This is a genomic window from Haloprofundus marisrubri (genome assembly GCF_001469955.1).
In the GTDB taxonomy this organism is placed as follows: Archaea; Halobacteriota; Halobacteria; order Halobacteriales; family Haloferacaceae; genus Haloprofundus; species Haloprofundus marisrubri.
The window spans coordinates 239,360-253,069 of sequence record NZ_LOPU01000029.1 but is presented as its reverse complement, the minus strand read 5'-3'; the positions used below and the strand labels follow the sequence as shown (position 1 = coordinate 253,069).

At 55.3% G+C, this 13,710-nt stretch carries 16 protein-coding genes and 1 pseudogene; 8 read left to right on the top strand and 9 right to left on the bottom strand.

The genetic code is table 11. From position 1 onward, the window contains the following. Positions 1-15 precede the first annotated feature (15 nt). Complete coding sequence (locus tag AUR64_RS11755; protein ID WP_155120587.1) at positions 16-474, top strand: hypothetical protein; 459 nt, start codon at positions 16-18, stop codon at positions 472-474. 47 nt (positions 475-521) lie between these two features. On the opposite strand, the gene AUR64_RS20750 is transcribed toward AUR64_RS11755, so the two are convergent. The 6 genes from AUR64_RS20750 to AUR64_RS20055 form a co-directional block, all read right to left on the bottom strand. Further along, a complete protein-coding gene (locus tag AUR64_RS20750) occupies positions 522-683 on the bottom strand; it encodes a hypothetical protein (RefSeq protein WP_162265538.1) in 162 nt (53 codons plus the stop codon). A gap of 208 nt (positions 684-891) precedes the next feature. Next, complete coding sequence (locus tag AUR64_RS11750; protein WP_058582139.1) at positions 892-1,824, bottom strand: NAD-dependent epimerase/dehydratase family protein; 933 nt, start codon at positions 1,822-1,824, stop codon at positions 892-894. Between the two features lie 332 nt (positions 1,825-2,156). Continuing rightward, positions 2,157-3,101 (bottom strand): hypothetical protein, encoded by a 945-nt coding sequence (locus AUR64_RS11745; protein ID WP_058582138.1) that lies wholly within the window; start codon positions 3,099-3,101, stop codon positions 2,157-2,159. Next, complete coding sequence (locus AUR64_RS11740; protein WP_058582137.1) at positions 3,098-3,343, bottom strand: hypothetical protein; 246 nt, start codon at positions 3,341-3,343, stop codon at positions 3,098-3,100. Before AUR64_RS11740 ends, AUR64_RS11745 begins: the two co-directional genes overlap by 4 nt. After that, the gene (locus tag AUR64_RS11735; RefSeq protein ID WP_058582136.1) at positions 3,340-3,678 is read right to left on the bottom strand and encodes a hypothetical protein; all 339 of its coding nucleotides are present in this window, start codon (positions 3,676-3,678) and stop codon (positions 3,340-3,342) included. The genes AUR64_RS11740 and AUR64_RS11735 overlap by 4 nt, the downstream gene beginning before the upstream one ends. Before the next feature lie 466 nt (positions 3,679-4,144). After that, entirely contained in the window at positions 4,145-4,948 is an 804-nt protein-coding gene (locus AUR64_RS20055) for a cupredoxin domain-containing protein (protein ID WP_082230741.1), read from the bottom strand. Between the two features lie 507 nt (positions 4,949-5,455). Between AUR64_RS20055 and AUR64_RS11730 the strand changes: the two genes are divergently transcribed. From AUR64_RS11730 to AUR64_RS11725, 3 genes are all read left to right on the top strand, one after another. After that, a complete protein-coding gene (locus tag AUR64_RS11730) occupies positions 5,456-6,661 on the top strand; it encodes a helix-turn-helix domain-containing protein (RefSeq protein ID WP_058582135.1) in 1,206 nt (401 codons plus the stop codon). A gap of 132 nt (positions 6,662-6,793) precedes the next feature. Next, a complete protein-coding gene (locus AUR64_RS21395) occupies positions 6,794-7,123 on the top strand; it encodes a HalOD1 output domain-containing protein (protein WP_162265537.1) in 330 nt (109 codons plus the stop codon). A 147-nt stretch (positions 7,124-7,270) separates the two neighbouring features. Continuing rightward, on the top strand, positions 7,271-7,594 hold the full coding sequence (locus AUR64_RS11725; protein WP_058582134.1) for a YhjD/YihY/BrkB family envelope integrity protein: 324 nt from the start codon (positions 7,271-7,273) through the stop codon (positions 7,592-7,594). An 85-nt stretch (positions 7,595-7,679) separates the two neighbouring features. Here AUR64_RS11725 and AUR64_RS11720 read toward each other — a convergent pair whose 3' ends face one another. Then, positions 7,680-8,996, bottom strand: coding sequence for an RNA-guided endonuclease InsQ/TnpB family protein (locus tag AUR64_RS11720; protein WP_058582133.1), 1,317 nt, complete (start codon positions 8,994-8,996; stop codon positions 7,680-7,682). A gap of 364 nt (positions 8,997-9,360) precedes the next feature. On the opposite strand from AUR64_RS11720, the gene AUR64_RS11715 reads away from it, so the two are divergent. Beyond that, positions 9,361-9,636 carry a hypothetical protein gene (locus AUR64_RS11715; RefSeq protein ID WP_058582132.1) on the top strand — a complete coding sequence of 92 codons (276 nt, stop codon included), beginning with the start codon at positions 9,361-9,363 and terminating at the stop codon, positions 9,634-9,636. Continuing rightward, positions 9,633-10,061, top strand: coding sequence for a type II toxin-antitoxin system VapC family toxin (locus AUR64_RS11710; protein ID WP_058582131.1), 429 nt, complete (start codon positions 9,633-9,635; stop codon positions 10,059-10,061). The genes AUR64_RS11715 and AUR64_RS11710 overlap by 4 nt, the downstream gene beginning before the upstream one ends. Before the next feature lie 552 nt (positions 10,062-10,613). Here AUR64_RS11710 and AUR64_RS11705 read toward each other — a convergent pair. Continuing rightward, complete coding sequence (locus AUR64_RS11705; RefSeq protein ID WP_082230739.1) at positions 10,614-11,630, bottom strand: NAD(P)-dependent alcohol dehydrogenase; 1,017 nt, start codon at positions 11,628-11,630, stop codon at positions 10,614-10,616. A 585-nt stretch (positions 11,631-12,215) separates the two neighbouring features. On the opposite strand from AUR64_RS11705, the gene AUR64_RS11700 reads away from it, so the two are divergent. Beyond that, positions 12,216-12,452 (top strand): antitoxin VapB family protein, encoded by a 237-nt coding sequence (locus AUR64_RS11700; RefSeq protein WP_058582701.1) that lies wholly within the window; start codon positions 12,216-12,218, stop codon positions 12,450-12,452. Position 12,453: 1 nt separating this feature from the next. Beyond that, positions 12,454-12,846, top strand: a complete 393-nt coding sequence (locus AUR64_RS11695) for a type II toxin-antitoxin system VapC family toxin (RefSeq protein WP_058582130.1) — start codon at positions 12,454-12,456, stop codon at positions 12,844-12,846. A gap of 89 nt (positions 12,847-12,935) precedes the next feature. On the opposite strand, the pseudogene AUR64_RS20045 reads toward AUR64_RS11695, so the two are convergent. Then, a pseudogene (locus tag AUR64_RS20045) lies at positions 12,936-13,229 on the bottom strand (transposase); the annotation flags it as partial. Positions 13,230-13,710: the final 481 nt, after the last annotated feature.

The following is a 13,710-nucleotide window of genomic DNA, read 5'->3' as shown; positions in this document are numbered from 1 at the left end:
TTCACAGCGACGGCTATGCCGCTTGAACAACCACGCAACATCACCCACCTCCAAGAACACGGCCCGGTCCCCGACGACGAACTTCCGACAGAGGTCACACCCCTACACCGCGAGGCTGGTCTTCGATTCTTCGCGGTGCGTCGAGGCAGAGGTGGGGTCACATCGATTGGCGGTGAAGTCACCCGCATCGCCTACCTCGAAGACCACGACCGCGAGGACGTCCTCCGAACGTTCCTCGACGAGAATCCCTCGCTCGTCGAAGCAAAGCAACGCCGCGCGATGACCCAGACGATCGGCCAGCAAGGACGGTCGTGGTCGAAACTGGCGAGTGAGGTCCTCGGCGACTACTACGACAGCGTTGAGTCGCGTGGTCCGAACTGGGAAGAAGAGGAAACCCAGGAGTGCCCACTGTGTGGTGAGGAAGTCAATCGAGGCGGCCTCCCGGCGCATCTGGTGGAGTGTCCGGAAGCTTAGTAGTAACCCACGACTGAAGTCGTGGGAGGAATCCGACTCCGAACCGGTTACAGTCCATAAATGTACTTATCAATAAGCCAGCCTACGAAGAAGAGCACCGAAAGTAAGCCAGCGGCGAAAATCGAACCGCCAACTGATCCGGTGTCTCTCCACCCAACGGCAAGGCCAACACAGACGACGAATCCGGCAACAATAACCCGCCAGTCCATGGGCACTGTTTCTCGACCTTGATGATAGTTCTGTGTGCTGTATGTGAACTACCCAGATGTGTCGGTAGCGGCCGACCGCTGGTGACTGACTTGCACTCTATATTCAGCACGGCTTCAGAAAACGATCAGCGGCTGAGGATCTCAACAGGACCCGTATTGTAGACTTTCGAGGTCTCGCCGTAGCAACGTCGAGCGACGACGATCTCCCTTACCCAGTAATCTCGTCGATCAACTCACGTGCAGCACGTCGAACTGCATCGTCACTTGCGGTCGGTGGGTGCCACCCAAGTGCGGACAATTTCTCGATCGAAAGCCGCATCTTCGGGACGTCACCAGTCCAGCCTCGATCGCCACCTGTGTACTGATACTCCGGTTCGAGACCCATTTCGTCGGAGACGATATCAGCGATTGTCGTCACCGACGTCGTCGTCCGGGTCCCCAGGTTGTATGTGTTCAACGTCGCGTCTGCGTGCTCGACGACGTGACACATTGCGTCGACGCAATCTTCGACATATAGGTAGGATTTCTCCTGTCGCCCATCGCCGAGAATTTCGAGTTCATCTGGGTTGTCGTCAAGTTTCTCAACAAAGTCGGGAATGACGTTGCCACGCTGATTCGGGCCGACGATATTAGCGAAGCGATAGACCCACGCAGTCATACCGTGCGAATGAGCGTATGTCGAGACGAGTGCTTCATCGGCGAGTTTTGAGGCTCCGTACTCACTGATCGGTTCGAGTGGTGCGTAATCTTCTGGCGTTGGCCGTGGGGCTTCACCGTAGATCGTCGATGACGACGTGAAGGCGATGTTGTCGACGCCAACCTCGTCCATCCGTTCGAGGACGTTGTAGGTCATCTCAGTATTTTCCTCGAACAACTGCCGTGGATTCGCGTAGTTCGTGTCCGTATACGCCGCAAAGTGAAACACCATGTCCGTCTCCTCAGTGATGACCCGAGAGACATCCGAGGCGGTAGTCATATCTGCCTGCTCGAACGCGACGTCTTCAGGCACACGGTCGCGCTTGCCTTTCGAGAGGTCGTCTGCGACGAGAACGCTATTATCTGCGGCGAGGCGAGCTGCAAGATGTGACCCAACAAGTCCTGCACCACCAGTGATAGTGATGGACTGTCCAGAGAGTTCCATGTAGTGGCTAAGTCGTCAAAGACCGCACACAAATACCCACTCACTTCAGTCTCGTAATCACCGTGTCAAGGCGGTCCGACGTGGGTCTGAAATCCATGACCTGACACTGCTGTAAGCGGCCTTGCCATCCCCGTGTAAGCGCAAGCAAAGCAAAGATCGGAGGACAATCTTGATTCACGTCCGCTCCATCGAATACACCCTCCAGTAGCGGAATCTTGCATACACACCGCGTCTGTCTGAGTCAAATCAGACGTGTAGTTCTCGTGAGAGGCGTGGGTTCTCACCTCGAGGGTTGGCTAACGCGTCTTTGTCACCTCGTGCTTACAGCACCGTCAGCCACCGACTGCGTTCCCCTGTGGCAAACTCTCTGAACTTCCAGTCGTGGCTTGCTGCATTGCTTCAAACAACGCATCGGCTTCAGCACGCGCCTCTTCTCCACTGGACTGCGCGTCACTCTCTACAGTCGTCTCCACGCTCTCAGTCTCGACCTCGAAGTTCGCGGTCTCGATTTCCTCCAGTGTCTCTTCGAGACCGTCCATGTAGTCCGTGAGCCGAGTTACATCCGCGACCAAGGTGTTCTCCTTGTTCGGGTTGTCTTTGCCGCGGAACTCAAAGAGTGACTCCTGGTCGCCCTTCCGGGTGAAGTCCTCGAAGGCATGGAAGGCACGCCGAACGGTCGTTGATTGCCCACTCCGCGTCATATCTTCGGCATTGCGGAGACAGCGCTTCGCCTGTTTTGAGGTGTACTGGTATTCATCGCCCGAGCGCTGGCCACGCTCGATTACATCTCCGAAGAGCCGGACTGCTCGGCGTGTGCTCGCGTGCTTTTCTTCACGGAGGTACTCTGCGTCGCCGTCCTGGAAGTCTTGGTGGAGTTTATGCAGCGGCAATAAGAAGTCGCGCATGAGTTCTTTGCGCGTCGCTGTGCGCTCTCCAGTCTCGATGTACTCTTTGACCTCTCGCACCAGCGACTTCGTCGTCGACACCGCCGACCCGATTGGCACACCGCCGATGTAGATGTCTTTGGGATCCTTTGCATGGCCTTCATCGGTGAGTTCGCCACGGATCTCGACGAAGCTCTGCTCGTCGCGTCGTTCATCTAACCGTCGACGAAGCCGCGCATTCTCTTTGCGGAGGCCTGTGAGTTCAGCACGCAACTCATCGACTTCCTCACGTGTTGGTCGACGCTCGAGTGCTTCCTCCAGTGAGTCAAGCCGAGAAGTGAGTGTCTCGATTGTGTCTGCACTGGAAGCAACGGTGTCGACACCGCCACTCATTGGTTTCCCTCCGGAGAAACCACTGCGTCGCGCTCGTCTGTGATGCGTTCTGAGACGTCCTCAACGAATGCTCGGCAGTCGTGTTCGAGGATGCGTTCTGGGAGACCGACTGCACCACAGGTCTCACACGTCGTGAGTTCAGTCTCTGAGTCGTTGTTGTCCTGTGAGTGGTTGCAGTTGAGGCGTTCGCGTTGACACCCGTAGCAGAACTCTGTCTCAGGCTGGTCGTCGAAGGCGCTCATGCGGTTGCCTCCGAGACACGCCAGAGCGTCTCGACGAACCCAGTCTGTTCACAGACGATTCCTGTGATTTCTCCTGTCCAAATGCTTCGCTGGGTACCGAGGATGTAGGTTTTCGCGTTCGCCCAGCCACCACGGACTTTGACGAGGTGAATGAGTTGATCTTCGTCGTTGACGACGGGGAACTCACGGGTACCGAGGTTGACAACGGTGAGTGGCTTCGACCGGTCCTCGAAGAGTATCCGGTCTCCACGACGAAGGGTCTGAATGTTGGTGATTGCTTCGCGTGCGTTTCGACTGTCGGTGCAGTTTTCACTGCTGGTTGCGTTAGTTGACATGCTTTCGCTTCCTCGAAAGCGCGGTCGGCGTTGCACCGCCGGCCGATTTCTCGGCAGGACCACCCTTTCATCAGTACCATCTATGCAATCACTCTGCTTAAGGTTTCTGTTGTAAACTGGTATTAGCTGCAACCTTTGTCAGTAACCAAGAGAAAGCTTAAGCAGTTGAGACGAGTCGTTACTGTTGTAAATGCCGGGCAGCGATTATGAGAGAATGACCCTCTCTCCAGACGATCTTAACGAATTAGACCAGTCCGTACTTGACCTTCTAAATGAAGGCCGAGTTACACCGACGCTGGCCCGAGAGCTTCTGATTTCTCGGGGCATTCGAGAAACAGTCTCACGTCAGTATATTAATCAGCGCCTCAAACGATTAGAAGAGCACGACCATATCGTGAATTTGCTTGAGACGGGCGTTTATGAGATTCGCACCGACCCTCGAGAGGGTAACTGACCCTCTGAGTATTTACTGTACTTGCGTCTCGGGTTCCACGATTATCCTTCCGGTCATAGTTCGGTCGTGGAGGATGCAATAGTAGTCATATCGTCCGGGGGTCTCAAATGTGTGAGTGTAGGGAGCGTCGCGTGTGATGTCGCCTTTTCGTTCAGTGTCCCAATCGTATTCGGCCCTCTTGCGACTTTCAAATCCGCCGCTCGCAAAATACTCTGCATCGGGTGGGACCCGGTTTGCGGTAACTGAGTGAGCAATCCCTGTTCCATTTACCCACCCGACGCTCTCACCTGGTTGGATGGTGAGTGACTCGGGAGCGAACGACCACGGCCCCATGGAGATGGTGTGGTCAGTATCTGGCGTCACTATCTCTGGTTGTGCTGGAAGTTCGCCATTTGGTTTTTTCACGACGACAGTCCCCACCATCGTTTCTTCGTGTGGTCTACAGTAGTAGTCGTAATAGCCGGGTGTCTCGAAGGTGTGTCGGAAATATCCGTCTTCCTCAATATTATGCCGACTTCCGTATCCGTCTTCTCGTGCACGAGACTCCGATTCGAACCCTCCACTGCTGAAGTACTCTGCATCATCAGGAATTCGTTCTTCGTACGCAGTGACGGTGTGACTGCCGATGCTATTGTTGACCCACGTGAGCGTCTCACCAGTGTCGAGAACAATCCGTTCTGGGTTGAACGCAAAACCAGTCATCCCAACGGCTGGTCCGGTCAGTCGATATGCTAAACTCATACATCCTGTTGTGGCGGCGATTGCTCCAACTCCCATCGTTCGCAGTGCTGAGCGCCGCGAACAGGACTGTTTCATACCAGAGACTAGTCAGTGAATTAGCATAGCGCTTCGGATGAATGGAGGCCTTCTACCTCATCAGTAATCCGAGAAGCGTCTTACTGACTCGAGGATAGAGAGGGTATGTCGGTCAATATGATATCCCTTGGTCCGTGACTTCAACGTATAGTCCGTAGTACGTCTCACTTCCCGGTGTGATGGTCGAGTGAGAGCCGGTTGTCCTGGGTAGCGACGTAGCTGTCCCCTCCTTCTGGGTTCGAGGCGTTCGACATTCGTGGTAACAGAATCCGTTCCAGAACACACCCATATTGATACATCTGTTTTTGAATATATTCCCCAGATACTGCCTCGCTGGAACTCATTTATCCACTGACAGCGTACTGATGATATGGGTTCATGCAGAGTCAGTGAGACGCCATCTGACTGCCATAGTACTCAGACATTCACACAGTGGTTGGAACTCAATTGTCGCAGTCGAAACCGTGAAACGAGAGGGTGCCGATTCGGTGCAAGGACGGTGTGGCGATGACGGAAACAACGCCAATGGGGCGTCGCGAGGGTGAGTCGGTCGACGTACACCGAGCAAACGAACCGCAGCGAACGTTACCCATGGATTTCGTCCGGCGCGTCTTCGATGCGAGTCCGATCAGTATTGTCGTGGTTGACCCAACGGGGGCGTTCGTGTTCGCCAACGAACGTGCAGCGGAGACGCTCGGCGTCACAGTTGAGACGCTCACCAACCGAACCTACGAACAGTCAGACTGGAAGATATATTATGACGATGGGTCACCCATCCCTGTAGACGAACACCCTATTTCGCGCGTCTTCAGAACCGGTAAGCCGGAGTTCGGCTTCGAACACTGGATCGAGCTTCCGGACGGCTCTGAACGATGGCTGTCGAGTAACTCCGCTCCCATCCTGAACGAAGAGCCAGCAGTTGAGTACGTCGTGGTCTCGTTCGAGGACGTAACGGGGCTGAAACGTCGTGAGGAGCGACTGACCACCGAACACGTGCGATATCTCGAGTTTCGTGCGGACCAGTCCGCTGTTCCACCTTCGCTTCGGGTCAAACACGGCAAGACGAGAATCGATATCGAATCTATCGTATCGATGCCTGACGGGACAACCGTCCAGTACATGGGGACGTCGGATCTCGCTGCGAGAGCTTTCGTCAGCGCTGTTGAAGAGGTTCCTCACTTTCTCGAAGCGCGCTTGCTTAGTACGGCCGATGGGTACTGTCGTCTCGAAGCCCACTCGGAGTCAGCGACGGTCTCGGAAGTCTTTGGGTCGCTTGGCGGACGCGCCCGTACCGTCATTATCTCTCCCGAGGAGGTCCGTTTTCTCGGAGAGATTCCGGGCGACGTTGATCCTCGGTTGGTCGCTGCCGGAATTCGACGCTTCCATCCTGACGTCGAACTCATCTCGGAGGAACTCGTTTATTCGCCGCATCTGTTGTACGACGTCGTGGCGGACGCGCTGACGAATCGACAGATGGCCGCGCTCGACGCCGCGTATTTCAGTGGGTACTTCGACACACCACGGGCTACTACCGGTGACGAGCTGGCCGACAAGTTCGGTGTAACGCGGCAGACGTTCAATCAGCATCTTCGCAAGGCTCAGCGGACTGTCTTCGAGTATCTGTTCGAAAAGTCCGGCGAAGATGCGCGCGGATCGGTACTCGAATGCGATTTGAGACACTGCAGACTCCCCAGAGAGGGTCACACAGAGTAGGCGGAGAAAACCCACAACTTGAGTCGTGAGAGGATGTCACTCTACGGTCGTTTCACACCTGCGTACAGGTGCGGGAATCCACCCTGACTAGTCAGTGTCTCCGCTTAGTACGTTGAATCGCTTAGTGAGGGAATGTGTGCTACCAAGAAGCAATCTAACTCATCTGCTGAGTCTCCTTTCAACGACAATGTGGATTCTGGTCCCGAGGGGGAATTCGCTCACACAAACTTCAGCGAGGATCCCCACTCGGTCGTTCTCGCGATTGTCGAAACCGTGGCGAGCATCACCAACCGCGATATCACCGCGATGCCACCGTTGTTCGATGTTATCGACCCCGAAGCACTAACCGACCTCTTGACGTCGCCTCGAGAACGATCCATCGAAGTGTGTTTTTGGTATGAGGGTTGTCAAATTGATGTTTCGAGCCGTGGTGACGTGACTGTTAGACCGCTACACCAGTGACCCCTCCCGGCCCAGTGTAGTCGACTCCAGCGTCTTCGTGTATATTTAGCCAGCTCACTGGCCTGCTGCATTCACCCTATTCATTCTCGCGTCCAAGAGACCGTGGCGAGGTTCAGTCTCTTTGTCTCTGGCTTCCGTCGTGACGGTATGGGACGACTCGCTGGTACGCTCGAATTCACCATGACAGTGATTCGGGTGGCATACAAAAAGGAGATCAAGTACCCAGCGGGTGCACTCGCCTACTACGCGTTCGTCTCGTTCGTTCCACTCCTCGTGTTGGTGTTTGCGCTCGTCGGCGAGGAACTGGCGATCGAAATCTATACTGTGACGCCACAGTTTCTCACCGTCGAAGCCCAACGGTTGGTCTACGGGGCTATGACTGCTGTTTCTGGGCGGACGTGGGCAGGCGTATTCGCCCTCGGGATTCTCGCCTGGGGTGGTGCGAACGTCTTGACATCCTCCCGCGCCTGAAGACGTCCCCAGAACGCGCAGCGTTCTGGTGGGCGAACGAGACACGTTGTGTCTCGTCAACGCGGGAATCCCGAGCGTTGGGATATTACGGTTTGCAGTCTACCACTTGTTCCCTCGGTGAGAATCCGTGGGACAAGTCATGAAGGTAGACTCCGGGCTGTGCCAACCAGCCGGTACTCCTATCCCCACCCAATCTAGGTGCAGACTCGGAGTTACTTTGGTTCAGGTCGAGACGGATGTTCTCCGCCCCGTTCACGTCAGCGTTGAACGCCGCATCACACGGCTCACACACGTACAAGCCACGCTCAACACGCTGACTATCGTCTTCTCTACCGCAGACACAACACGTCTTGCTCGTATTCCGCTCAGACACCTCTACGACTTCGATTCCTTCGACTTTCGCCTTGTAGGTGAGAATCTTCGTGAAGCGGTCGAACGCCCACCCGTGCAAGTCGAGGTTCCCGTGACGACCCCAGTTCTTCGATTCACCCTTCTCATCCTCTCGGACGCCAGCGAGTTTCCCGATATTGATGCGACCCACGCCACACTCAACACACTTCTCAACGATGTGCTTCGCTAAGGAGTTGAAGAAGTGGGTTCGGCGTTCCGACCACTTGTGGTGCAATCGAGTGGCCTCAGAACCGCCTGAGTCGTCGCACTTGGCGATTTCCTTCGGGAAGTAGTACCCGTCCTGTTTCAAGCGATTTCCGGGGTACAAGTCGGCCTCCTCGGTGCTGTATGCGACCGCCGCGAAGTTACAGATACCGAGGTCAACGCCTGCTGTCTCGTTGCCGGGAGCGTCAGGCGTCTCTACTTCGTGCTTACACACGAGGTGAAGTTCCCATCGTCCCTTTGACTTGCTGTAGACGGCTCGAACTTGTTGCAGATTTTCAACTGTGACCTCGGGACGGGTCTCGTATTCAACGAGGATGTAGTCCCAGTCTCGCGGGTGGTCTTTGTGATTCGCGCCTTTCGAGAGGCGGATACGGTTGTGTTTGGTATCGTGGCGAATGCCTTTCTGCTTCCACGTCACTGTCGAACGGGGGTGTTCTTCGTGGACGCGGTTTCCGTCGTTGTCGTAGTAGTTTTTCTTGCGGTAGCCGGGCGGATTCGCTCGGTCGTCTGACTTGCGTTTTCCGAACCACGAGTTGAAGGCTTCAGCGAGTTCCTCCAGAACGCGCTGACTGGACTGAGAATGTAGTCCTTTGTAGTTGTCATGGCCTTTCAACTCGCTTTTCAAGTCCGAATCGTCGGGAATTTCGCCCGTTTCAGCCCACACTTCGTGGGAGTGGTAGTTTGCAACGTTCCATAGTTTCGATGCACTCCATCCATGCAGGTCGAGCATCCGCTCCACTTGTGAGTGGTTGCGGATTTTCGCTCGGTATGTGCGATGGATGTGCATTCGTGGAACAGCTCCATAACAGGTTATGTGATGTTCTATTGTAAAAATGTGGATTTGAACGTGGAATATCCAGCCGGTTAATCGAACGGTGATTAGTTTAGATTATTGTCGGATTCATCCTGCGCCTAAAGGCGCAGGTATTCTCTTTGATTTCGTATAACTGCGAGTTAACGTCAAAGAGTTGCTTCACTCATCTCGAACACTCTCTGACGCAGACGCACTCTGCATTCAGCAGTCGGTGAGCGAACACCTCAACCGCTGTCAGTAACGGGGTGCGAGATACAGAGGATGTGTGCAGCAGACTTTGGTTACACCAGTGGTTCCGGTAGCAAACGTTACCCAGTAGTATGTTCTACTAAGAAGTATGGCCACGTCGGTGAAAATGGACGACGACACCAAGTCTCGGCTCGAACGATTACAGGCCGAAATTCGGCTGAAGACGGGCAAGCGAGTGACACAACAGGAAATCCTCGCACGGCTCGTTAAGCATGCCATCGAGTCCAAGGCAGATCTTATTGACTCGTTCCGAGAAAAACGTGTTCCCCTCGCCGAATCCGAGCGGGAGAATTTTCACGATGGGATGGTCTCGTCCGGAGTCTCAACGAGCGAAGAAGACATCGACGACGTGCTGTACGGATGAGTGTCTTCGTCGATACTGGCGTGTTCTTTGCGCACCACGATACGGATGCGGATCGGCACGACCAGGCCGTCAGTGCATTCGACGAGTTGCTTGATGGGGAATACGGACAGCCGTACACGAACGACTACGTTTTCGACGAGACCGTGACCCTCACGCGCGCTCGAACAGGTTCGTTTGAGGCTGCGGACACCGTCGCCAGTCGCATTCTCGGAGAAGATCCCTTCCCTGGTGTCTTCGAGATGATCCACGTCGAACCGGACGACGTTCGGACGTCGCTAGAAACGTTTCGTCGATACGACGACCACGACCTCAGCTTCACTGACGCGACGATAGTCGCTCTGTGTGAGTCGCGTGGTATCGATGCTGTGCTGAGCTTCGACACAGATTTCGATGGCCTCATGAACCGTATCGAACCAGGATATTAAGTGGTGACTCGCCCGGAGTCTCACACCTAAATCCTGCTGAAGCTGCCAGAATACGCATGGAACAGACAGAGGGTGTGTCTATCAGATTTGAACCGCATTCTCCGCCGGACTGCGTCGATGGGCAAACACAACTAAACTGACTCCAAGAAGAACGGCAAGAACTCCGGGAACGAGATACGCGATATTCGGAGCGCATTCTCCACCTCCAGAACACATCTGACGCTGGAATGCGTACCAGACTGAGATACAACCGAAAGAGACACTGAGACCACCGAATCCCTGAAGAAGGCGAGACCAATTCATACAGTACAATCACTCTAAGATTGGAAAAATAGCTTCCGCAAAGACAAAGGGCAGTTTGACCGACTTGCGCGCTGAGTTCAGCACAGTCTCGGCAAACTGTCCGCGTCTGAGGATTTCAACAAAGCCATACGAACTTGTTTCGCCTCAACGGGGTACAACCGAGCTAGCGGTTGTCTCGGCTGGTTTCGGTAGTGGCCTCGACGTCTTGAGCGCCGCGTTCGGTGATCTCGACTCGTGAGGATTGGTCGGTCAGTCGATCGTGACCACGGCTGTCCCGCGCTTGTGCCCGGTGTCGACGTAGCGGTGCGCCTCAATGATTTCTGCGACCGGGTACCGCCGTCCGATCACTGAGCGGATTTCCCCGGAGTCGAGGAGTTCTTGTAGCTCTCTGAGGTATTGTTTCCGCACACCCGTTGACTTCATGCCCGTGGCCGCGAAGACGGCCCGTCTGTCACCGACCAGCCTCGTCCGGGCCATGTCGAAAAGAATTCCTACTGAAGGAACGGTCGTGATGTACTGGCCGTTCGGGTTCAGCATTCGGTTGAACTGCGCGAACGACCCCTTGCCCACGGCGTCGAAGATCACGTCGTACGTCTCACCTGTCTCGGCGACGTCGGTGGCTGTGTAGTCGACGACTGCGTCGGCGCCGAGCGATCGCACGAGGTCGACGTTCTTGGTGCTGCAGACGCCGGTGACCGCTGCACCGACGTGGGCGGCGAGTTGGACGGCGAACGTCCCAATGCCGCCTGAAGCGCCGTTGACGAGGATGGACTGGCCAGGTTGGAGGTCGGCTACGTTCTGTACGAACAGTATCGCTGTGAGGCCGTTGTCGGCGACGGCGGCTGCCTCGGCGTCGCTCACGCCCGCGGGCGTGAGTTCGAGTGTGCCATCTTCGGGGACGCAGACGTACTCGGCGTGTGCGCCCGAGTTGGGCGCGGTTGTCCCGAACACCCGGTCGCCGACGGTAAAGCGCGTGACGTCCCTGCCGATAGACGCAATCTCCCCGGCGAATGCGTCGCCCGGGATTGACGTTGGCCGTCGGAGGCCGCTGAAAAACCGGACTGGAAACGGTCGTCCCTCACGCATGGCAGAATTGGCCGGTCCGACGGTGGACGCGCGGACGCGAATCAAGACTTCGTCGGGCTCCGGGGTGGGTTTCGGCGCGGAGTAGGGCCGCAGAACCTCTGGGCCACCGTACTCTGTGGCCGCTACGGCTTTCATTCTCGTGTCGGTCTCGGTCGGTCGTTCGGTGGCAGTCGTCGGCATTTTGAGAGAGAAGTAGGGCGCCGAGTGAGGTAAGCTGAGTGCTCGATAGGAAATCTGTATCAAGCGATTCGGTTCCGTCACAGTGAGTGCAGAATGAGATTCGGCTCGCTCACGTCGTCTCACCCTCGAATGCTCGCAAGAGGTCAGTACTCAGCCCGGTGCGTGAGAACACGGTGACCGAGTCACACAGATGCAAGGAGGAAGCCCACGACTCCAGCCGTGGGTTACTGACCTGCTTGAATCACTGTCTCCCCGTACGGGACGATGAGAGCCGAGTCACGTTGTACTGCAACGAGAATTGTTTGGTCAGGGATGAGCCCGCGTTCGCCCGCGTCGGCGAGAGATACCCCGACGAGTGCTGCGTCGGGAGAGACCTCTAGTTCGAGAATCTCTGCTCCGTCGTTGAGGTCGATGAACTCTTTGACACTCGGCCTGAGCGCCCGCCGGTAGAGATACTGGCCATTGAGTTCGTGCGGACTCCCGACGACGTTAATGCCGAGGTTTTCGTGTTCGGATAGATGTGTCTCTCTGTCTGGAAACAGACCCTAACATACAAATTGAGAAGCTGCATACACCCGTATGCAGATGTCCAAGAGCATTCGCCTGTCCGAGGAAGCCTACAATCGACTTGCAGCGCATAAAGAGGGGGACGAGACGTTCTCTGAGGTTGTGCTTCGTCTCGCCGGCGAACGCTCGCTTGTAGAACTCGCTGGGATTCTTTCCGACGAGCAGGCAGATGCCCTCGAAGACGCAATCGAAGAACGCCGCTCTCGTCGTCACGAGGATCTCGAAGAGATCACAGAGGAACTACAAGAGGTCTGAAGTGCTACTCGATACCTCCTTTCTCATCGATTTGATGCGTGGCGACGAAGACGCCGTCGAGAAGGCCCGGGAGCTCGAAGAAAACCTCATCCAGCAGCGGCTCTCCGCAATGACACTCTTTGAACTATACTATGGCATTTCGCGGTCAAACCAGTCGGAGGATGAACGGAAACTCGTGGAGGACGTTCTTGCCTCCAAACCAGCGTACCCGGCAGATACGGCAGTGATGCGGAAAGCAGGTCGCCTCTCTGGAGAACTCATGAACAACGGAAATGCAGTGGGCGATGGAGATGTAATCATTGGTGCAACTGCAGCCATCCTTGACGAACCAGTCCTTACTCGAAACGTCGAGGATTTCGAGCGACTCGACGAGATTCAGATTGAGCAGTACTGATCGCTTTCGTTGCCAATCGACTGTATTCTCCGCTTCTACAGGTAAGCTACTACGGCCTAAAGGCCGTGGCATTCAGCGTGGACTCCCACTCAAGCCAAATTTGGCACGGATGTGACTCCGTTCGTGTTCAGCATCCCGCTGTTCAAGCGCACGCCTACGGGTGCGCCTCCTTCGCCTCCAGTTCGGTTGCGAAGGAGTTTCAGTCCGATGTTTTTTGAGGCGTTGTAGTCCGCGTGGTTCTTGTACCCGCATTGCTGGCACGCAAACGATTCGAGACGACGATTCCCGTCGTGGGTGAACCCGCACGTCGAGCATCGCTGTGACGTGTACGCAGGGTTCACCTGCTCAGCCGAGATACCTCTTACTTTGGCTTTGTACTCGACGTTGACGACTCTTCAGGTTGTATCGAGGGGAGCAAATGCGTCCGTCATAGGTCGTCGAGGCAGGACTTGGGTGCCTCGCACCCTTCACTCAGGAACTCGTCTTGTTCATGGGTTAGAGCATACGGATACACACTCAGTGTGACACTGAATTTTTGCCCACAGTATTGTTCAGAACAGACAATACAGCATACAGACTCTCAACTCCAACAGACAGGTACTGAACAGAGACTACCTCAAGGCCGATTTGCAACCGAATTGAACAGAGAGTAGCTGTCGGATTCACCAGCGGGAAATTTCTGAAGCCACCAGCGAGCTAACTCGACAACCAGTATCTAGCCTCGAAACCGAGGAGTACACCCACCAACTATGTCGAAAAATCCGTTTGAGCTGCTTAGTCGGAGTGAATACTGATGAATGCCTGCAATGTACGACCAGAAATCATCCGGAATAACGCCTGTATTCGAAACTGTATCTCAAATCA